We start from the raw sequence: 19,492 nt of genomic DNA, 5'->3' as shown, positions 1-19,492 counted from the left end.
CACCGGCAGGTGAAATACCTGAACAACGTTCTCGAGGGAGATCATGGTCGGCGGAAAAGGATCCTGGGGCCGAAAGGCGCGTTTTAAGAACCGGACATCTGCATATCGGACGTTGAAAGGGATGGAAGCGATGCACTCATTACGGAAAGGCCAGGGCGCGATGTTTGACCTCACGGGCAACCGAACCCGGATGCGGTGATCGTCAGCCGGGTGTTCGAGGCTGCCTGAGAACGCCGACACGCAGCGAGCATCAGAGGATGAAGACTGGGTCGTCACGGCTCTCCGCCTGAAGTTTGCAACAGCACCGCCCAAGGTATCTGCTTGCGCTGTTTCTGACTGCGCTTATAACATCAACGGCTGCCGCGCCTTCGCGGTGTCCGTCAACACCGCCGCGGAATGCAGCACCTATATCCCGCGCGATGAGAAGGTCAGCTCGCCCAAGGTCAACGCCCAGGTTGGCGCCTGCCAACGCGCCACCTGCGTGCACAACATGGACTTGGAGTGCACTGCCAAGAACGTCAGTTTCGACCGTTCCGATGGCAAGGCCGAGTGTTTGAGCTTCAGCCAGCGCTAGAGTCTCAGCCGGTGCAAGAGCCGCTGCACTTTGTACAGGCAGAAAGAAACCCGCCGTGGATGAATTCCCACGGTGGGTTTCTTTTTGGGTTGTGATTCTTACTCGGCAGGTTCTTCTTGCTTGTTTGCGCCGAGTTTATTCTCATCGAGGCGCAGGCTTAAGCCACCGAATACGTCCACGATGGCGTTGTAGATAAAAGCCATCAGTGGCGCGAGCAGTGTCATGAGCACCGCGGTGATTGCCCCGACGAGGGCGGAAAGTGAGAGCACTACGCCGAAGGTGACTTCAAAGCCACCGCCGACGCCGCCTACAAGGCTGTTGAGGTCCTCCCAGATTCCTACCTGGTCTAGGCCGAAGTAGAGAAGGCACACCGCCAGTAGCCAGGCCACGAGTCCGACGAGAGACAATGCCAACCCCACGCGAAACGCGGAGAAAGGCGAGATGCGTGCGAGGGTTACTTCCCGTTGTGCCATGGATTTATTCCTCACCCTTGTCGTGGAGGTTCTCCCCGAGCTTGAGGTGCTCCTGCTGAACATCCTCGACCGACTTCTCACCCTTGGCTACAGCCTGGGCGTCTTCCTCACCATCGTCCTCGACGTTGCGGTCAATGGCAAGCAATTCAACATCATCGGCCAAGTTCACCAGACGCACTCCCATGGTTGCACGGGAGGAAGGTCGAATCTGGTTGGCCTCGGTACGGATGACTCCGCCGGCGGAGGTGATGGCTAAGATCTCGTCCTCTTCCTCCACGGCGATGGCGCCAATGAGCTTGCCGCGCTTCGGGGTGTACTTGAAGGTCATGACACCCATGCCGCCACGGCCCTGCGGGCTGTACTCCACGATTGCGGTGCGCTTGCCATAGCCGCCGGAGGTGGCCACGAGCAGGAACTGCCCATCGTGCACGACGGACATCGATAGCAGCTGATCGTCACCACGGAAGCGCATACCCTTCACGCCGGCGGTAGCGCGACCCATGGGACGCAGCTGATCATCATCGGCGGTGAAGCGAATGGCCTGGCCCTGCTCCGAGGTCAACAGGATGTCATCGCCCTCATCGACCAAGGAAGCACCAATGAGTGCATCACCCTCGTTGAGGTTGATGGCGATAAGGCCTGCGGAACGCGCGGACTCATAATCGGTCAGGCGTGACTTCTTAACCCGGCCCTGCTGGGTGGCGAGCACCAGATAAGGAGCATCCTCATAGGATTGAATCTGAATGACCTGGGCGATCTTCTCGCCAGGCTGGAACTCCAGCAGGTTGGCCACGTGCTGACCGCGGGCGGTACGGCCTGCCTCCGGAAGCTCATAGGCCTTGAGGCGGTAAACGCGTCCGAAGTTGGTGAAGAAGAGAATCCAATCGTGCGTCGAGCACACGAAGAAGTTCTTGACTATGTCATCCTGCTTGAGCTCCGCGCCGCGTACTCCCTTGCCGCCGCGCTTTTGAGCCTTATAAGAATCAACCTTCGTGCGCTTGGCATAGCCGGTGGCAGTGATGGTGACAACGACATTCTCGCGGGCGATGAGATCCTCATCGGAGACATCGCCCGTGGCGGAGATGATCTGCGTGCGGCGCTCATCGCCGTACTTCTCCACGATCTGGGCCAGCTCATCATGCACGATGGCACGCTGGCGCTCCTCGCGGGCCAGAATATCCTTCAGGTCTTCGATGATCTTTTCGATCTCCGCCAACTCATCGATGATCTTCTGCCGCTCCAGGGCGGCCAGGCGGCGCAGCTGCATGGCCAGGATGGCATCCGCCTGGATGTCATCCACGTCAAGCAGGACCTTCAGTCCCTCACGCGCCTCATCCACGGTGGGCGAGCGGCGAATCAAGGCAATGACCTCATCGAGCATATCGAGCGCCTTGACCAAACCGCGCAGGATATGGGCACGCTTCTCGGCCTCATCGAGACGGTACTGAGTACGCCGGACGATGACCTCGATCTGGTGCGTGACGTAGTAGCGCAGCATCTGGTCGATGCGCAACGTCCGCGGCACTCCATCGACGATGGAGAGCATGTTGGCGCCGAAGGAGGTCTGCAGCTGTGAGTGCTTATACAGGTTATTGAGCACCACGCGCGCCACGGCATCACGCTTGAGGGTGACAACGATGCGCATACCAATGCGGTCCGAGGACTCATCCTCAATCTTGGAGATGCCAGCGATCTTGCCGTTGGCCACGGACTCCGCGATATTGGAGATCATGTTATCCGGGTTGACCTGGAAAGGTAGCTCAGTGATGACGATGGTCTGGCGGGAGCCACTTTCCTCGATCGCGGTGACCCCGCGCATGCGGATAGAGCCGCGGCCTGTGGTATAGGCATCCTTGATGCCGCCATCTCCCACGATGAGTCCTGCGGTGGGGAAATCCGGGCCCTTGACGCGTTCCATGCACGCGGCCAAGGCATCCTCATCGCTGGCGCCGGGGTGATCCAGCAGCCAGTAGATGGCCTCCGCCAATTCGTTGAGGTTGTGCGGAGGAATGTTGGTGGCCATGCCCACGGCAATACCGCCGGAACCGTTCATCAACAGGTTAGGAACGCGGGAGGGAAGGATATCCGGTTCCTGGGTCTTGCCATCGTAGTTCGGGGAGAAGTCAACGGTGTTCTCGCGGATATCGCGCACCATTTCCATGGCCAAAGGAGTCATGCGGCACTCGGTATAACGCATGGCGGCGGGGCCGTCATTACCGCGGGAGCCGAAGTTACCTTGTCCATCTACCAGCGGATAGCGCATGTTCCAGGACTGGGCCAGACGGACCAACGTGTCATAGATGGCGGAATCGCCGTGCGGGTGGAACTGGCCCATGGTGTCGGAGACCGGGCGGGCGGACTTCACATAGCCGCGCTCTGGGCGGTAGCCCGAATCAAACATGGCGTAGAGGATGCGGCGGTGCACCGGCTTCAGTCCGTCACGGACCTCGGGCAGTGCGCGGCCGACGATGACGGACATGGCGTAGTCGATATAACTCGACTCCATCTCCTCATTAATGTCAATCGGATGGACGCGATCAAAAAGATCGTCATTGTGGTCACTCATAGCGAGTCATTTTACCCGCTCACCGCCTAAAAAGCCCGTTATGACGCCCTCTAGGCCATCAAGCACCCTGCAAGTGATACCACCGCGATACCATTTAGGCACAAAAGTGTTAGGATCTGCGGCATGGCAATGACCCTGCGCTTGACCCCCGATCAAGATCACGCCCTCACCCTGCTGGCTTCCGCGCAGGGCACCTCGAAGCACGAGGCGGCCATCCGTGCCATTGTCTCCGCCGCTGCCCGCACGCTTGCCGACGGCGCTGTGCAAGACACCGCCCGCCGCCTCCTGCCTGGCCGCGCCGAGCTCGAGGCCGAGATTCGGCGCGCGCGTTCGTGACCCCCACCCTGTCACCCGAGCAGTTACTGCTCATCGCCCGCGAGTTCTGTGCTCTCTATAACGTGCGCATCAGCAACTTTTCGGCCCTAGTAGCCGCGAGCGCAGCCGCGCACGCCCGCATCGAGGGGCTGCCCGTCCACGGCTCTCCTCGCGCCGCAGCCCATGCCTTGGGGGAGGTTTTAAGCAAGGTAGAAGCCCTCAGCGGCCACAACCGCGAGTTTGCCGCTCTATGCGAGCGCGTGTTTCTAGCCCTTGCGCAGGACTAATCGCCCCGGAATCTCTCCGTCGAGACTCCTCGCGATTTTCTCCAAAGGTCTATTTCACAGGGTGAACTTGTGGTTAACTACCTCACATGAAAACTGTCAACCATTCGTTAAAGGCTGTGGTGGCAGCGACTGCTGCGATCTCCCTCGGGCTCTCCTTGAGCTCGTGCACCAACAACAGCGACACCCCATCTACGCCCTCTACCTCAGATACCGCGGCCGCGACCGCCCCCGCCCCGCAGCCCTGTGAACTCCCCGCCGGTAGCGAAGCCAGTGGCCCTGCCACCGGCACCCACAGTGGTGAGGATATTTCGGTCGCCCCGGAGATTGCCACCGGATACCGTTCCGGCATGGAACCGGTTACCACCCAGAACTACGCGGTGGCCACTGCCAATCCCTTGGCCTCCCAAGCCGCCTGTGCGGTGCTCCTGGAGGGCGGTACTGCCGCAGATGCCCTGGTAGCAGCCCAATTCACGTTGGGTCTGACTGAGCCACAATCCTCCGGCATCGGCGGTGGCGGATACATTGTCTACTACGACGCGCAGAAGGATGAAGTTTCTGCCATCGACGCCCGCGAAACCGCCCCGGTTGCCGCTGACGAGAACTACCTCATCCACGTCTCAGATCAAGACACTTCCGCCCCAGTCCCTGACGCCCGCCGCTCGGGGCGCTCCATCGGGGTCCCCGGGATCGTCGCCGGGCTGGGAGAACTCCACGCTGAGCACGGAAAAACCGCCTGGGATCAGATTCTCGAGCCCACCGCAGATCTTGCCTCCGCAGGTTTTGAGATTAGCCCACGCATGTCTGCCTCCATCGCCAGTTCCGCCGAGGACTTGGCCACAGACCCCGAGGCCGCCGAGTACTTCCTCAACGAGGATGGCAGCGCCAAGGAAGCCGGCACGCTGCTCAAGAACCCCGCCTACGCTGACACCGTCAGGGAAATAGCGACGGGAGGCGCGGATGCCTTCTATACCGGCGATATTGCTGCAGCAATTGTGGACCGCGCAACGCGCAACGTCGAAGACTTTACCCCCTCGCTCATGTCCACCGCCGATTTGGCTGCCTATACTCCCGAGAAATCAGAAGCGCTGTGTGGTCCTTACCGCGACCGCATCATCTGCGGCATGCCGCCCTCTTCTTCCGGTGGCATCGCCGTGATCGAGACTCTGGGAATCCTCAACAACGTCGACCTTGCAAAGTATGCGCCAAGCGATGTCGGCCTCGACGGCGGACTGCCCAACGTCGAGGCAATCCACCTCATCTCGGAGGCCGAGCGCCTGGCCTATGCCGACCGCGACGCCTATGTGGGGGATCCTGCCTTCGTCAGCGTTCCCGGTGGCGGAATAGATGAGCTGATTAGCCCCGAGTACACCCGTGAGCGGGCCGGACAGATTAACCCGGATACCTCCATGGGTGAGGCTCAACCAGGCTTAAGCACCGCTGCTGCGGGGCCTATCACCCCTGAGCACGGCACCAGCCACATCTCCGTCATTGATTCCTATGGCAACGCGGCCTCATTGACCACCAGTGTGGAAGCAGCTTTCGGTTCCTTCCACTTCACCCGCGGGTTTATCCTCAACAACCAGCTCACGGACTTCTCCGCCGAGCCCACCAATGAGGCCGGCGAGCCCGTAGCCAACCGCGTCGAGTCCGCCAAACGCCCGCGCTCTTCGATGTCTCCCATGCTCGTCTTCGCTGGGGCCGGTGCCGCAGGAACCGATTCCACCACAGACCGCGGCGATCTCGAGATGGTGGTGGGCTCCCCCGGCGGCTCCCTCATCATCCAATTCGTGGTCAAAACCTTGGTCAATATGATCGACTGGGGAATGGACCCGCAACAGGCGGTCTCCGCGCCCAACTTTGGCGCAATGAATAAACCAGAAACCGGAATAGGAACTGAGCACCCGCTGCTCGCCGAGCATGAAAGCGAGATCGCAGAAGGACTCGAGCAGCGGGGACATGAGGTCAACGCCACCGATCAATCCAGCGGCCTATCGGCCCTGGTGCGCAGCGGCGAAGACATCATCGGCGGCGCGGACCCGCGCCGTGAAGGAGTGGTCCTCGGAGGGACTTAAAGCCTCCCCTCCTTAGACGTCGAGGAAGCGAACATCCTTGGCGCGACGGGTGATGAACGAACGGCGAGCCGAGACATCATCACCCATGAGGATGGAGAAGAGCTCGTCGGCGCGCTGCGCATCCTCCAAGTCCACGCGACGCAAGATGCGGCTGGCAGGATCCAGGGTGGTCTCCCACAGCTCGGAGGAGTTCATCTCTCCTAGACCCTTGTAACGCTGGATGCCGTCATCCTTGTTGATCTTGCGGTTCTCCGCCAGACCCTCGGCCAAAAGCTGGTCACGCTCTTCGTCAGAGTAGGCAAAGCCCGGCTCGCCCTTGCCCCACTTGAGCTTGTACAGCGGCGGATTAGCCAGGTAGACGTGGCCATCCTCCACTAGCTGCGGCATGAAGCGGAAGAGCAGAGTGAGCAGCAAGGTGGCGATGTGCTGGCCATCGACGTCGGCGTCCGCCATGAGGACGATCTTGTCATAGCGCAGCTTCTTGATATCGAATTCCTCGTGGATACCGGTGCCCAGAGCCGTGATGATGGCCTGGACCTCGGCGTTCTTCAAGACCTTATCCATGCGGGCCTTCTCCACGTTGAGGATCTTGCCGCGCAGCGGAAGGATGGCCTGGAACATCGAGTCACGCCCGCCCTTGGCGGAGCCACCTGCGGAGTCACCCTCCACGATGTAGAGCTCGGAGATCTTGGGATCCTTGGAACGACAATCCGCGAGCTTGCCGGGCAGACCGCCAAGATCGGTCGCGGACTTGCGGCGCACCATTTCGCGAGCCTTGCGGGCCGCCATGCGCGCGTGAGCGGAAGACACAGCCTTGTTGATGATGGCCTTTGCCTCGGCCGGATTGGCATCAAACCAATCGTTCACATGCTCGTTGACCGCGCGCTGCACAAAGCCCTTGATCTCCGAGTTTCCGAGTTTGGTCTTGGTCTGACCCTCGAACTGCGGATCGCCGACCTTGACCGAGATGACTGCGGCAAGGCCTTCGCGGCAATCGTCTCCGGAGAGGTTGCCGTCCTTCTCCTTGATGAGCTTGTGCTCTTTGGCGTAGCGGTTCATCAGGGAGGTCAGCGCTGCGCGGAAACCCTCCTCGTGGGTGCCGCCCTCATAGGTATTGATGGTGTTGGCGAAGGTGTGGACGGACTCCTTGTAGCCCTGATTCCACTGCATAGCCACCTCGACCTCGTGCTCTTCGCCCTTGGCATCGAAAGCAACGATGGTGGGGTGAATCGGGGTCTTGGACTTGTTGAGGAACTTGACGTAGTCAATAAGGCCGTCTGGGTAGTAGAAGGTGATCTTCTTCTGCAGCTTCTTGCCGGACTTCTTAGCCTCAGGCGCGCCGGTTGACAGATCTGCGCTGGCATCAGGGTCCACGCCTGCAGAACCATCCGTGTCATCAAATGACTCGGCATCAAGGGTGGTCTCCCCCGACTCCGCATCAGCGATGGCTTCAAGCTCGAGCTGCTCGCGGGTAACGCGCTCATCAATGAGCTCAATGGTCAGGCCTTTATTAAGGAAGGCCATCTCCTGCAGCCTGCGCGAGATAACCTTGAAGTCATACTCGGTGGTCTCGAAGATTTCCGGATCCGCCCAGAAGCGGATGATCGTTCCGGTGCCACGGGCGTTGCCGCCCTCCACCAGATCCTCGGGGATGGCGTTGCTGAAGTTCTGGTACCAGTGCTTACCGTCGCGCTTGATCTCCGCCTCGACGCGGGTGGAAAGCGCGTTGACCACGGAAATGCCGACTCCGTGCAGGCCACCAGAGACGGCATAGGAATCAGAATCAAACTTGCCACCAGCGTGCAGTTGGGTCATAACGACCTGGACGGTAGGCGCACCGGAGGCGTGCATCTCGACGGGGATGCCGCGGCCGTCATCGATGACTTCCACGCCCCCATCAGCCAAGAGCTTGACGGTAACCTTCGAAGCAAAACCTGCCATGGCCTCATCGACGGAGTTATCCACGACCTCCCAGATCAGGTGGTGCAGGCCGCGCACACCGGTGGAACCGATGTACATACCCGGACGCTTACGAACGGCCTCGAGTCCTTCGAGGATCGTAATTGAGCCGGCATCATATGCGTGTTGTTCAGCCACGGATGCTTGTTCTCCTTTTGGCTAGGGCTAATTTTAAGACTTTCTATATTCTACACTGTGCCCCCCTACTAAAGGACTCCCCACACCTGCTAGAGGGCGCAAATGGCGCGTTATTTGGCGCGGGCACCTGTCGGGCTATCCGTAGGTATCAGTGGAGCCCTGCGGCTTGACCCACAACCTGCCCTCATAGTTGCGATGCTGCTTTGGCCCCTGTATCCGCAGTTCAGCGATAACATCGGGACCCAGCCGCGCCGCAATCTTTTGCAAGATCTGGCGCTGCAGGTAACGCAGCTCAGTGGCCCAGTTGGAGTTATCGCAGGAGACGTAGACGATCTGGTCTTTAATGCGCTCCGGCTTGGTGTGCGCCGCGATCTTTGGACCAACAAGATTTTCCCAATTTCCCATGATCCAACCGTGCGCAAGCTCGTGCTCCCAACCTCGCTGGCCAATTTCCCGGCGAATCTGCGAACCAAGGGAAGGAATGTCCAGGCTACGGCGCTGGCGACGTCCATCCTTGCCGGTAGGTCTACCCGGCTGAAAAGAACGCGGTCGGGACGAGGCCGGGGCATCTAACTTCATCGGCGGCGCCTTTTGGGTCAACTTGGGAGGATTCTTCGCATTCTTGCGCACACGCTGAAAGAACTCCTGGATCGGATCAGTCATAATCTAAGCCTCACCCACGCGATTAATCTCCGAGATCCTGCCCTGCGCGCCATCCCGCACGGAGACCTCAAAGCGAACGATGGGTTCCAGATTACCCGGCAAGTCCTCGTCGACGGCGGCGGTGATGAGCACTTGCTCGGCCTCCGCCGCGAGGTGCACCAACTTCTCGCGGCGCTTGGCATCGAGTTCAGCAAAAACATCATCCAAGATGAGGATCGGGTCCGAGCCTTCCGCGCGCAAGAGATTGAACTCCGCAAGACGCAGGGCGATGGCATAGGACCAGGTCTCACCGTGGCTGGCAAACCCCTTCGCCGGGTGATCGCCCAAGTCCAATACCAGGTCATCGCGATGTGGTCCGACCAGGGAGGATCCACGTTCAATCTCGCGCTGCCGCAGATTGGCAAGCTCGGTGAGCATGACCGCTTCGAGGACGTCCCTGTCCGCGGTATCGACCGTGGATTTATAGGAAACGCGAGCGGGGCGAGACTCTGGGGCAAGGCCGCTATAGGCGGAGGCGATGAGGTGGGAAAGCTCGTCGACAAGCAGGAGGCGTGCCTGAATGACCTGGGCCCCGAAGTGGGCCAACTGCCCGTCCCACACGTCCAAGGTGGCCAAGGCTGCCGCACCGTCGCTGTCACCATAGCCCCGTCGCAGGCTTAACGAAGCCGACTTCAGCAAGGCGTTGCGTTGCTTAAGGACCTTGTCAAAATCAGCCTTGACCCCGGCTAGACGCGGGGTGCGGCTGGCAATAATGTTGTCGAGATATGCGCGGCGAGATGCGGGTTCCCCGCGCACCAGAGCGATGTCCTCCGGGGAAAAAAGCACCGATCTCACCACGCCGAGGAGCTCCCGCGGGCTCTGCAAACGCGTGCGATTTATCTGTGCCTGGTTGCCAGCATGCGCTTTGATGAGCAGGTGCGCAGTTAGCTCCCGTCCCTCATTGACTGCGGTGACGGACACCCTTGCATTCTCTGCGCCCTGCCTGACCAGCGGTGCATCGTGGGAGACGCGGTGAGAGGAAAGGTGAGCACAGTAGCCCACTGCTTCGACGATATTGGTCTTGCCGAATCCGTTGCGCCCGACGAAAAGGGTGATGCCCGGCCCAAGCTGAATACTAAGGCTGGGCCACGAGCGAAAATCCCGGAGATCGAGGTCGCGAATGTACATTAACCCGGCAGACGAACCGGCATGAGCAGGTAGGTGAAATCAGTCTGCGGTGTGGGGAAGACTCCATCCTCGTTGACCTCGGGCAGAACCTCAGGCTCTGGAATCATGATTGCCGGGCGCGAAGGCTCGGTGAATCCGAAGACCACGCGGTTGGTATGAACCACGGAAAGTCCATCTTTGAGGTATCCCGGGTTGAAAGCGATGAGGAACTCGTCGCGGCCGGTGAAAGCACAAGGCAGGGTCTCGGTGGCGTTGCCGGATTCGGCCCCGGCGGCGAGAATGACCTGGCCCTCGGAGAACTCCATGCGGATCTGCGCGTTGCGGTCCGTGAGCAGGGAAACGCGGCGGATGGCCTCCTGCAGCGGTGCCACCTCGATGCTGGCAATGGCCGTATGCGTCTTCGGCAGCAGCGGCGCCACGTTGGGGAAGTCTGCATCGAGCATGCGGGTGGTGATCTCCCGATTAGCGGCGTGAACGCCGAAAAGACCTTCTGCGCCGATGTTCTCGCCCTCACCGACGGCGATTTCTACGGGAGTATTCAAGTGAGTATCAAGCGATCGCCCGGTTTCCTGCAGCGTCTTCGCCGGTACCAAGAGCTTGGCCTGAACGTCTGGGGAGCTGGGATCCCACTCAAGGGTGCGCATGGCTAGACGGAAACGGTCCGTCGCCGTCATCTCGACGTGGGAGCCACGAATATCCATGTGAACACCGGTGAGCATAGGCAGGGTGTCATCGCGCCCAGCTGCGGAGGCGACCTGGCTGATAGCCTCCACGAAAAGCTGCGGCTGGATGGTTCCAGTCACCGCGGGAAGCTGAGGAAGCTGCGGATAATCATCGAGAGGAATGATGGGCAGCGAAAAACGCGAGGAACCACAGGAAAGCACCACCTGGGAATTGTCCTCGAGCGTCATCTCGACTTCCTTGTTGGGCAAGGTAGCAACGATGTCTGCCAGGAGCTTGCCGGCGACGGCGATGCGGCCGGGCTCATCCACCATGGCCGCGATGCGCACGCGGGTGGAAACCTCGTAGTCGAATCCCGAGAATTCCAAACCTTTGTCATCCGCGGTGATGAGCATCGCGCGAAGAACCGGTTGGGCAACTTTGGATGGAAGACTGCGTGCAACCCAGGAAACGGCATCGGCCAAGTCATCTTTGGCAACGCGAAATGACACAGATTGTTCCATGGTTACGAGGAGCTCCTCTACAAAAGTTGTTACTTACAAGAAATTTGGATTCTTCCAACCTACCGCATGCCGCCAGGCCTTCGAACTTTTGTAATTCATCTTTGCCGCTCTCTGCTCCACCCGGCGGTGGGCGAGGGCGAGGCGAATTACACACATCCTTTTTCTTCTTTAAAGATCAGGGAAATTATTTAGTAGTAGTAGTAACCGCTGTGGAATCTGTGTTTAAGTGCCAAAACTCGCTGCTAACGACATAAAAGCAGGGTGTGATCGAGGTTGTGTAATTCCTGTGATCAAATGACAAGAATTGTGGATAACTTTTCGGGGGTCGAAGTTGTCCACAACCTGTCCCCAGAATTCTTGTCATTCCCAACAGGATTGATCACAGCAGGCCGCATGACCTACCTGGACTGTGGAATTTCAAAATGTGATCAAGATCTACGAATTACAACAATGGAATTACACAGCTGTGAATAACTTCTGTGGATAAGTTTCGACGGTTAGTTGCGGGCTAGATTGCAGGCATGCCAAAAGACGCCGCACTCCTTGGTGTTGTGAGGCAACGTGAAGGAAAACGGCGTCGATAAGCAGCGAAGATCGCGGGAGGATGGCGCAGCTTAGGCGGTCCCGCGATTCTTGATGCGTTGGGTCAGCGCCTGGATTTCGTCGTAGGTATTGCGCTTCTCTGTCATTTCCTTGCGGATCTTGCGGTCCGCATAGATGACGGTGGTGTGGTCCTTGCCGCCGAACTGCGCCCCGATCTTCGGCAGGGATAACTCGGTGAGTTCGCGGCACAGATACATGGCTAGCTGTCGCGCATGCGAAACGGCCCGTTTCTTACCTGCACCCCGCAGGGTTTCGACATCGATGTCGAAGTATTCTGCGGTCACCTGCATGATGGCAGCGGCGGTGATCTGACGATCCGCGGAATCCGGAGCAAGATCACGCAGGGCGATCTCGGCCATCTCCAGATTGATCGGCTCATTGACCAGGGAAGAATAGGCCGAGACGCGGATGAGGGCGCCCTCGAGCTCGCGGATGGAGGACTCGAAGCGGGAGGCAATGAGCTCTAAGACCGAGCGGTCAACGATGGTGCCATCGGCCGCGGCCTTCTTCATCAAGATGGCGATGCGCGTTTCCAGGTCTGGCGGCTGAATATCGGTGATGAGCCCGCCTTCAAAACGGGTACGCAGGCGATCTTCCAAGGTCACCAGCTGTTTCGGAGGGCGATCGGAGGACAAGATGATCTGCTTATTCGCCTGGTGCAGCGCATTGAAGGTGTGGAAGAACTCTTCCTGAGTTGATTCTTTGCCCTCGAGGAACTGAATATCATCCACCATCAAGATGTCGAGGTTGCGGTAGCGCCGCTTGAATGATTCCTGGCGGTCATCGCGCAGAGAGTTGATGTAGTCATTGGTGAACTCTTCCGAGGACACATACTTCACCCGCAGCCCCGGGTGCAGCAGCTGCGCATAGTTTCCGGCCGCGTGGAGCAGGTGCGTCTTTCCCAGCCCGGATCCGCCCCAAATAAACAGAGGATTATATGCACGCGCGGGGTTCTCCGCGACGGCAACGGCGGCGCCGTTGGCAAAGCGGTTGGAGGAGCCGATGACGAAGCTATCGAAGGTGTGCTTGGGATTCAGAGACTTCTCGCGGTTGGGATCGTGCGCGGGGGCTTCCCGGGGGATGCGTGCAGCATGCGGTCCGGGTTGCTGGTAATGCGCCGCCAGCTCGTCGAGGCTGGCGGGAGCGTGCGAGATCTGCCAATCCGCACCATGAGAGGTGGAACTCATCTGCCGTGGGCGGCTGACCTGTGGTGGAGATGCCGGTGGTGGTGAGAACTGAGGTGCCTGCGGCGGCTGCGGAGCTTGGGATGCTTGTGGAGTCGGCGAAGCCAGCGGTCCGGGATTGCCCTGGGTCGGCTGGGACTGGGCGCCGCCAGCATCATCGGCCAACTCAGGATTGGCAAGGGTTACGGCCAAGGAACAAGGCCGGCCGAGTTGGCGGGCTAGAGCCTTGGAGATATGGGGGCCGAGATCATTTTCCACCACGTTCTTCGCGGTCATGTCTGGGGCCGCGATAAGCGCATAGCCATCCATCATCATGATGGGGCGCGCAAGTTGAAGGTAAAGGCGCTGCGTGTGATTGAAATTGGGGACATCCGAGTTGGGTTGCTCAGATTGGGCGAGCAGATCTTCTACTACTGCTCGCCAGGTCGCATTAATAGCCGATTGTTGGTCGGACACACCAGTACCTTTGGAAAATAGAGGGATGGATGGACAAGAGGATCGAATGACACCTTTAAGTGGCCTCTCCGCTTCTGTAATTCTTAACGGTTGAGCCGACGCCGGAGAGTAGCAGTGTGAATTCCACGGCGAAGAACACTGCAGTTTTCACACGGGTTTTCAGGGTGTCACCTCGATCTCCACAGAGTTATTCACAGCTGTGAGTAAATTGTTTATCCACAGCCTAGTGGATAGCTGTGGATAACTCCGAATCGGGTCACAATGGCACTTTAGCTGGGGTAACGTTAAAAGTCTAAACCGGTTATCGAGAGTTATCCACACCCTGTGGGCGACTGTGGAATTTGATTATTCAGTTCTACCGCCGATCCGTGGAGGGTGTCTAGCCTCCCCAGCAGCGGGTGTGGGCGGGCCGCGGGAGAGGCGGCAGCGGGCGTGCAAACTTGTGCAGGGTGATGCCCCTAAATGCCCCTTAAGCTGGGAGAAAAAACATCTTTGTAATTTCGGGTGTACCCGTGTGTCGATTTGTTTCGAGGTGCCTGTTTCACGTAATCTGTCATGGTCTATCGCAGCGAAACGTTGCGCGTGAGAGTGTCCGCACCACTTGGTGTACCGAGTCGCTTAAACACTCACGAATTCCATTCATCAGTGGATTCCCGGCATACGTGTGGGGAATCGGCTAACAACTTCAAGGAGAATTAACGTGGCAAAGGGTAAGCGCACGTTCCAACCCAACAACCGTCGTCGTGCACGCAAGCACGGCTTCCGTACCCGCATGAGCACTCGTGCAGGTCGCGCCATTGTTGCAGCCCGTCGCAAGAAGGGCCGCGCTAAGCTGACCGCTTAAGTCATGCTTCCTTCCCAGCATAAACTCACTTCGCCGACGCAGTTTCGGCGTGTAATCAAAGGTGGAAGCAGGGCTGGGACCCGCACGCTAGTCGTGCACATGCAGGAGCGGCAGCGCAGCACCGAAGACATCGCGGCCTCCGGGCCGCGCTTTGGGCTCGTTGTTTCCAAAGCCGTCGGGAATGCAGTGGTTCGCCACCGTACCGCCCGGCGGCTTCGGCATGTGTGCATGGCGCTTGCTGGTCTCTTGCCTGCGCACGCCGACATCGTCATCCGGGCACTCCCCGCCAGTGCAGAAGCCAGCAGCGCCAAGCTCGCGGCGGATCTCTTGAAAGCTGTGCGGAAAAAATGGGATATCTAAACACCCAGGGTGAGGAGATACCGAAGGCCCGCGGTCTAGCCAAGGTTCTTGTCGCGGCGGTTCGCTTCTACCAAAAATACCTGTCAGCACTTAAGATGGGTTCAACCTGTCGTTTCGAACCGACATGCAGCGCCTACGCGCTTGAGGCTATTTCCATTCACGGAGCCTTCAAGGGCACGGTCATGGCAATCGCTAGGCTCTGTAAGTGCGGCCCCTGGCATCCGGGAGGTTTCGATTTCGTTCCGGCTAAGAACAACAACTGAGGACTACAACACTCGTGCTTAATTTCGTTTACTGGCCCATCTCGGCCATTCTATGGTTCTGGCATTGGCTGCTCAGTCTCGTACTGAATCCTGCCTGGGGCATTACCTGGATCCTTTCCATCGTCTTGCTCACTTGGACCATCAAAGCCATCATGGTCAAGCCGACCATCAACCAGTTGCGATCTTCCCGCAAGATGCAGGAGATTCAACCGAAGCTGCAAGAGATCCGTACCAAGTACGCCAATGATCAAATGAAGGCTTCGCAGGAGATGCAGAAGATCTACAAGGAATCGGGCGTTCGTCCGATTGCTGGCTGTCTTCCCATGCTCGCGCAGATGCCGGTGTTCATCGGCCTCTTCCACGTCTTGCGTTCCTTCGACCGCACCGTTTCCGTGGCCGGTGGCATCGGACACCCCGCCGGGGATCCCATGTCCATCGAGGCCAATGCGAATACCGCGAACTACATCTTCTCCCCAGAGCTTGTGCAGCAGTTCCTCGATGCCAAGATTTTCGGCATTCCTCTGGTGGCTAACCTGCGCGTTAATTCGCCCATCTTGCAGGATGTCACCTCCACACAGGCTGCCTTCATCATCGTCCCGCTCATCGCTGTGATCGCGGTGCTCACTCACTTCAATGCTCGGATGACTCTTTCCCGCCAGGAAGCTCGCCGTGACGCTGGCAAGACCGTTGCCCCCCAGGGACAGAATGCGGAAATGATGCAGCAGCAGATGGCCATGATGAACAAGATGATGCTGTGGTTCATGCCAGCCATGCTGGTATTCTCCGGCTTCATCTGGCCTATCGGCTTGCTCTTCTACATGCTCTCCAACACCGTGTGGACTTTCTTCCAGACTCGCCTCGTCTTTGCCAAGATGGACCGCGAGGAAGAAGCCGAAGAGGCCGCTAAGGTGGAGCTCAAGCGAACCACCGCTCCTAAGCCCGGCGCTCGCAAGAAGGACGCCCGGACTAAGAAGCAACGCAAAAAGAACAACTAGTTTAGTGTCGGTACTTTTATCAGTATCGACACTTCCTGATCCGAGGAGCTCCCTTGTCCGTGCTGGACCCGTCTGAAGTATTTGGCCCTCGCCTTGCCGTTGCGCAGGCTTATCACGATTCCCTGGCCACCGACGGGTCCATTCGTGGTTTTATCGGTCCCCGCGAGGTGCCGCGCCTATGGGAGCGCCACATCCTCAATTGCGCCGTCGTCAATAGCGTCATCCCCACGGGCGCCCGCGTGGTTGACGTGGGATCAGGGGCCGGCCTGCCGGGTATTCCCCTGGCTATTGCACGGCCCGATCTCCAACTGACCCTAGTCGAGCCGCTGCTGAAGCGTTCCAATTACCTTTCCGAGGTCGTAGAGCTGCTCGGACTCGACAACGTCACGGTCATCCGTGGGCGTGCCGAGGAGGGCCCAGTAAAGAAGGCCGTGGCAGGTGCTGATGTTGTCACCTCGCGGGCGGTCGCTCCCCTGGGCAAGCTCGCCAAGTGGTCCCTGCCGCTCGTGCGCAAGGGCGGTGAAATGATCGCGCTCAAGGGCAGTTCCGTGCTCGAGGAACTGGAGCGTGACGCCGCGGAGATAAAACGCGCCGGCGGAGGAAAAGCACAGGTAGAGACCATTGAGGGAACTACGATTATCCGTGTTCCCCGCGTGAACTAAGGTAGAGTCCATGACAATTCCACGTCTTATTACCATCGCCAATCAAAAGGGCGGAGTAGGCAAAACCACCAGTGCTGTGAACCTGGCGGCGGCTCTGGCAGAGGACGGAAAAAAAGTCCTGGTGATAGACCTGGATCCACAGGGTAATGCGTCAACCGCAGTGGGCGCTGAACACACCACAGGGACCAAGTCCAGCTACGAGGTTTTGCTCGGTGATTGCTCGGCGGAGCAGGCCATGCAGACCTCCCCTAGCTCCGAGAACCTCTATTGCATCCCTGCCACCATCGATCTGGCTGGCGCCGAAATCGAGATGGTCTCGCTCGTGCGCAGGGAGTTCCGTCTCTACGATGCGCTGCATAATGGTTTCATTGAGGAGCAGGGTTTTGAATACGTATTCATCGATTGCCCTCCCTCCTTGGGCCTGCTCACCATCAACGCCATGACTTGTGCGGAAGAGATCATCATTCCCATTCAGTGCGAGTACTACGCGCTCGAGGGCGTGGGACAGCTGTTGGGCAATATCTCCATGATTCGCCAGCATCTCAACCAGGAGCTGCATATCTCCGCCGTTCTTTTAACTATGTATGACGCGCGCACCAAGCTAGCGCAGCAGGTTGTCAACGAGGTGAGGGAGCAATTCGGCGCCGTGGTACTTGGCAATGTCATCCCGCGCTCCGTGCGTGTTTCTGAGGCACCCGGCTATGGCAAGACCGTCATTGATTATGATCCCGCCTCCACTGGCGCCCGCGCCTACCTCGCCGCCGCCCGTGAACTCGATGCCCGGGGCGATTATGTACCGCACCCCTCTACCGGCGCCATCGGCGTGAGCCCGGAAATCTTCGCGGAACTGGAAGGATAGACAAGATATGTCAGAGCAAAAACAACGAGGTCTAGGCAAGGGCCTAGCCGCGCTCATCCCCTCCGGAAACGAAGCTCCCAGCCGTCGACCCCGCCTGGGAAACAGCGCCGCCGACATCATTCTCGGCAATGCTACCTCCTCCAAGGAGGCTTCCGGCGAAGGCAAGAAGGTAAAGGGCGCGCCCACCATTTCCCAGTCCGGTGGCTCCTCCAAGCGCCAGGCTCGCCCCGCGGCCATCGGCGCCACCTACCGCGAGATTCCCATCGGAGAGATTTCTCCCAACCCCCAGCAGCCGCGCGCCGTCTTCGATGAGGCAACACTCGAGGAGCTTGTCCACTCCATTCGTGAGTTTGGGCTGCTGCAGCCCGTGGTTGTCCGTCCCGCGTCAGATGGCGGCTTTGAGCTCATCATGGGTGAGCGCCGCTGGCGCGCATCCGCCAAGGCTGGTTTGGCCACCATTCCTGCCATCGTCCGCGATACCAAGGATGATGCTCTGCTGCGTGACGCACTGCTGGAGAATATCCACCGCGTCCAGCTCAACCCACTCGAAGAGGCACATGCCTACCAGCAGTTGCTCGAGGAATTTGGCGTTACTCAGAATGAGTTGGCTGATCGCATCGGGCGCTCGCGCCCGCAGGTGACCAACATGATTCGCCTCCTGCGCCTGCCGGTATCGGTGCAGAAGCGCGTAGCTGCTGGCACATTGAGTGCCGGGCACGCCCGCGCCATCCTAGGTCTGAGTGATCCAGCAGCAATGGATCTTATTGCTGATCGCGTCATTGCGGAGGGGCTGTCTGTGCGTGCCACGGAGGAGGCCGTCACTCTGTACAAGAGGGAGGGCGCGCCCGCTAAGTCTGCCAAGAAGGAGCCTGCCCCGCAGCCGCAGTTCTTCACCCATTCCGCGGAGCGCCTCGCGGACCGTTTCGATACCAAGGTCACCGTCACCATGGGTAAGCGCAAAGGAAAGATGGTGGTCGAGTTCGGCGACCAGGCAGACTTCGAGCGCATCATGTCCCTCATCGAAGGGCAATAAATGCCACTTGAGACGGTGCATGAGGGTTCGGTCATTCATCCTTTGGCCGCCAAGTCGGTCTTTTGGGAGCTCAAAACCACCGTTTCCGATCCGGCTTTCGAGAAGGAGGCTTGGATCTCCGCCGCTCTCATCCTCTTTGGGGAGTGCGGTTTTAGCATCGCGGATAAGGCCACCATCTTCTTCTGCTCGCGCGATCTCGCGCCCGGGGTTGCGAAGATGCCCACCGCTCCCCTTTCTGAGGACGCGGTATTCCTCAGCTCGATATTCATCAACCCCGAGTGCGCCCTGCGCGGTCTTGACACCGTGCTTGTCGACGCCGCGATTATGAACCTCAGCTCCCGCAACTTCCCCGCCGTCGAGGCCTTTGGATACCGCGACCACAATGAGGCTCGCGCGCTTCTAGGCAGCAAACCCGCATTCATCGGTCTGCCGCCGGTGGAGTCTTTGGAATCGGCTGGGTTTAGCGTTATCCGCGACCATCCCATTACCCCGCGCCTGCGCCTCGAACTTCCCCCGAAGTTTGATTTGCTCACGGCCGCCGCCGCTGAGGACCTCTTGGCCCAGGCCCTGGCCTAGAGGTGGGTGCCTCACAGAAGCCGGGCAGGACTTAAGAGGTTCTTCCAGTCTCCGCATGAGCCCGATCATTCAGGATAGGTCGGATGGCTTTGCTATTGCACTGCCAAGTTCTGGTTAGGCGGCCTGGCTGTGGATAACCGCCCCGGGCCTGGTGGGTTATCCACAGTTTCCTTGTTCGATGCGGGTTGGGGATTGTCGCGGCGGTGGGCGGTGTCCTAGCGTGGCGGTCATGGGCTTGCAGGAGTATTTCGCACAACTT

The 19,492-nt window shown here is 59.2% G+C and carries 19 protein-coding genes and 1 pseudogene; 13 read left to right on the top strand and 7 right to left on the bottom strand.

Features of this window, described 5'->3' with window-relative positions:
• Both B2696_RS08100 and B2696_RS08095 read left to right on the top strand, forming a co-directional pair.
• A pseudogene (locus B2696_RS08100) lies at nt 1-228 on the top strand (DDE-type integrase/transposase/recombinase); the annotation flags it as partial.
• A 145-nt stretch (nt 229-373) separates the two neighbouring features.
• Nucleotides 374-574: a DUF1540 domain-containing protein gene (locus B2696_RS08095; protein ID WP_232315943.1), complete on the top strand. Its 201-nt coding sequence runs from the start codon at nt 374-376 to the stop codon at nt 572-574.
• A gap of 98 nt (nt 575-672) precedes the next feature.
• On the opposite strand, the gene B2696_RS08090 is transcribed toward B2696_RS08095, so the two are convergent.
• Entirely contained in the window at nt 673-1,047 is a 375-nt protein-coding gene (locus B2696_RS08090) for a DUF3566 domain-containing protein (protein ID WP_075728775.1), read from the bottom strand.
• A 4-nt stretch (nt 1,048-1,051) separates the two neighbouring features.
• Nucleotides 1,052-3,613: a DNA gyrase subunit A gene (gene gyrA, locus B2696_RS08085; RefSeq protein WP_075728774.1), complete on the bottom strand. Its 2,562-nt coding sequence runs from the start codon at nt 3,611-3,613 to the stop codon at nt 1,052-1,054.
• A 123-nt stretch (nt 3,614-3,736) separates the two neighbouring features.
• Between gyrA and B2696_RS08080 the strand changes: the two genes are divergently transcribed.
• The 3 genes from B2696_RS08080 (at nt 3,737) to ggt (ending at nt 6,287) form a co-directional block, all read left to right on the top strand.
• A complete protein-coding gene (locus B2696_RS08080) occupies nt 3,737-3,949 on the top strand; it encodes a CopG family transcriptional regulator (RefSeq protein WP_075728773.1) in 213 nt (70 codons plus the stop codon).
• The gene (locus B2696_RS08075; RefSeq protein WP_312955526.1) at nt 3,946-4,215 is read left to right on the top strand and encodes a cell filamentation protein Fic; all 270 of its coding nucleotides are present in this window, start codon (nt 3,946-3,948) and stop codon (nt 4,213-4,215) included. Before B2696_RS08080 ends, B2696_RS08075 begins: the two co-directional genes overlap by 4 nt.
• Nucleotides 4,216-4,301: 86 nt before the next feature.
• On the top strand, nt 4,302-6,287 hold the full coding sequence (gene ggt, locus B2696_RS08070) for a gamma-glutamyltransferase (protein WP_286954945.1): 1,986 nt from the start codon (nt 4,302-4,304) through the stop codon (nt 6,285-6,287).
• A 12-nt stretch (nt 6,288-6,299) separates the two neighbouring features.
• Here ggt and gyrB read toward each other — a convergent pair whose 3' ends face one another.
• The 5 genes from gyrB to dnaA all read right to left on the bottom strand — a co-directional run bounded on the left by gyrB (nt 6,300) and on the right by dnaA (nt 13,641).
• Nucleotides 6,300-8,384 (bottom strand): DNA topoisomerase (ATP-hydrolyzing) subunit B, encoded by a 2,085-nt coding sequence (gene gyrB, locus B2696_RS08065; RefSeq protein ID WP_075728771.1) that lies wholly within the window; start codon nt 8,382-8,384, stop codon nt 6,300-6,302.
• A gap of 135 nt (nt 8,385-8,519) precedes the next feature.
• On the bottom strand, nt 8,520-9,047 hold the full coding sequence (locus tag B2696_RS08060; protein ID WP_276621663.1) for a DciA family protein: 528 nt from the start codon (nt 9,045-9,047) through the stop codon (nt 8,520-8,522).
• Between the two features lie 3 nt (nt 9,048-9,050).
• Nucleotides 9,051-10,214, bottom strand: a complete 1,164-nt coding sequence (recF, locus tag B2696_RS08055) for a DNA replication/repair protein RecF (RefSeq protein WP_286954944.1) — start codon at nt 10,212-10,214, stop codon at nt 9,051-9,053.
• Nucleotides 10,214-11,398 carry a DNA polymerase III subunit beta gene (gene dnaN / locus B2696_RS08050; RefSeq protein WP_075728768.1) on the bottom strand — a complete coding sequence of 395 codons (1,185 nt, stop codon included), beginning with the start codon at nt 11,396-11,398 and terminating at the stop codon, nt 10,214-10,216. Before dnaN ends, recF begins: the two co-directional genes overlap by 1 nt.
• A 614-nt stretch (nt 11,399-12,012) precedes the next feature.
• Complete coding sequence (dnaA, locus tag B2696_RS08045) at nt 12,013-13,641, bottom strand: chromosomal replication initiator protein DnaA (protein ID WP_075728767.1); 1,629 nt, start codon at nt 13,639-13,641, stop codon at nt 12,013-12,015.
• Nucleotides 13,642-14,341: 700 nt separating this feature from the next.
• Here dnaA and rpmH point away from each other — a divergent pair.
• From rpmH to B2696_RS08005, 8 genes are read left to right on the top strand one after another with little or no spacing between them, the layout of a single operon-like run.
• On the top strand, nt 14,342-14,485 hold the full coding sequence (gene rpmH, locus B2696_RS08040) for a 50S ribosomal protein L34 (RefSeq protein ID WP_003847033.1): 144 nt from the start codon (nt 14,342-14,344) through the stop codon (nt 14,483-14,485).
• A 3-nt stretch (nt 14,486-14,488) separates the two neighbouring features.
• On the top strand, nt 14,489-14,845 hold the full coding sequence (gene rnpA / locus B2696_RS08035) for a ribonuclease P protein component (protein ID WP_286954943.1): 357 nt from the start codon (nt 14,489-14,491) through the stop codon (nt 14,843-14,845).
• Nucleotides 14,833-15,108, top strand: coding sequence for a membrane protein insertion efficiency factor YidD (gene yidD / locus B2696_RS08030; protein WP_075730904.1), 276 nt, complete (start codon nt 14,833-14,835; stop codon nt 15,106-15,108). Before rnpA ends, yidD begins: the two co-directional genes overlap by 13 nt.
• Nucleotides 15,109-15,122: 14 nt before the next feature.
• Nucleotides 15,123-16,103: a membrane protein insertase YidC gene (yidC, locus tag B2696_RS08025; RefSeq protein WP_286954942.1), complete on the top strand. Its 981-nt coding sequence runs from the start codon at nt 15,123-15,125 to the stop codon at nt 16,101-16,103.
• A gap of 53 nt (nt 16,104-16,156) precedes the next feature.
• Nucleotides 16,157-16,765, top strand: coding sequence for a 16S rRNA (guanine(527)-N(7))-methyltransferase RsmG (gene rsmG / locus B2696_RS08020; RefSeq protein WP_286954941.1), 609 nt, complete (start codon nt 16,157-16,159; stop codon nt 16,763-16,765).
• Nucleotides 16,766-16,775: 10 nt separating this feature from the next.
• Nucleotides 16,776-17,624: a ParA family protein gene (locus B2696_RS08015; RefSeq protein ID WP_075730898.1), complete on the top strand. Its 849-nt coding sequence runs from the start codon at nt 16,776-16,778 to the stop codon at nt 17,622-17,624.
• Between the two features lie 7 nt (nt 17,625-17,631).
• On the top strand, nt 17,632-18,657 hold the full coding sequence (locus B2696_RS08010; protein WP_075730896.1) for a ParB/RepB/Spo0J family partition protein: 1,026 nt from the start codon (nt 17,632-17,634) through the stop codon (nt 18,655-18,657).
• Complete coding sequence (locus B2696_RS08005; RefSeq protein WP_075730895.1) at nt 18,658-19,233, top strand: hypothetical protein; 576 nt, start codon at nt 18,658-18,660, stop codon at nt 19,231-19,233.
• Nucleotides 19,234-19,492: the final 259 nt, after the last annotated feature.

Source organism: Corynebacterium sp. UBA4397, from assembly GCF_002390965.1.
GTDB classification, from domain to species: Bacteria; Actinomycetota; Actinomycetes; order Mycobacteriales; family Mycobacteriaceae; genus Corynebacterium; species Corynebacterium flavescens.
Note: the sequence above shows the minus strand (reverse complement) of the source record. Positions and strands in the feature narration are given on the sequence as shown.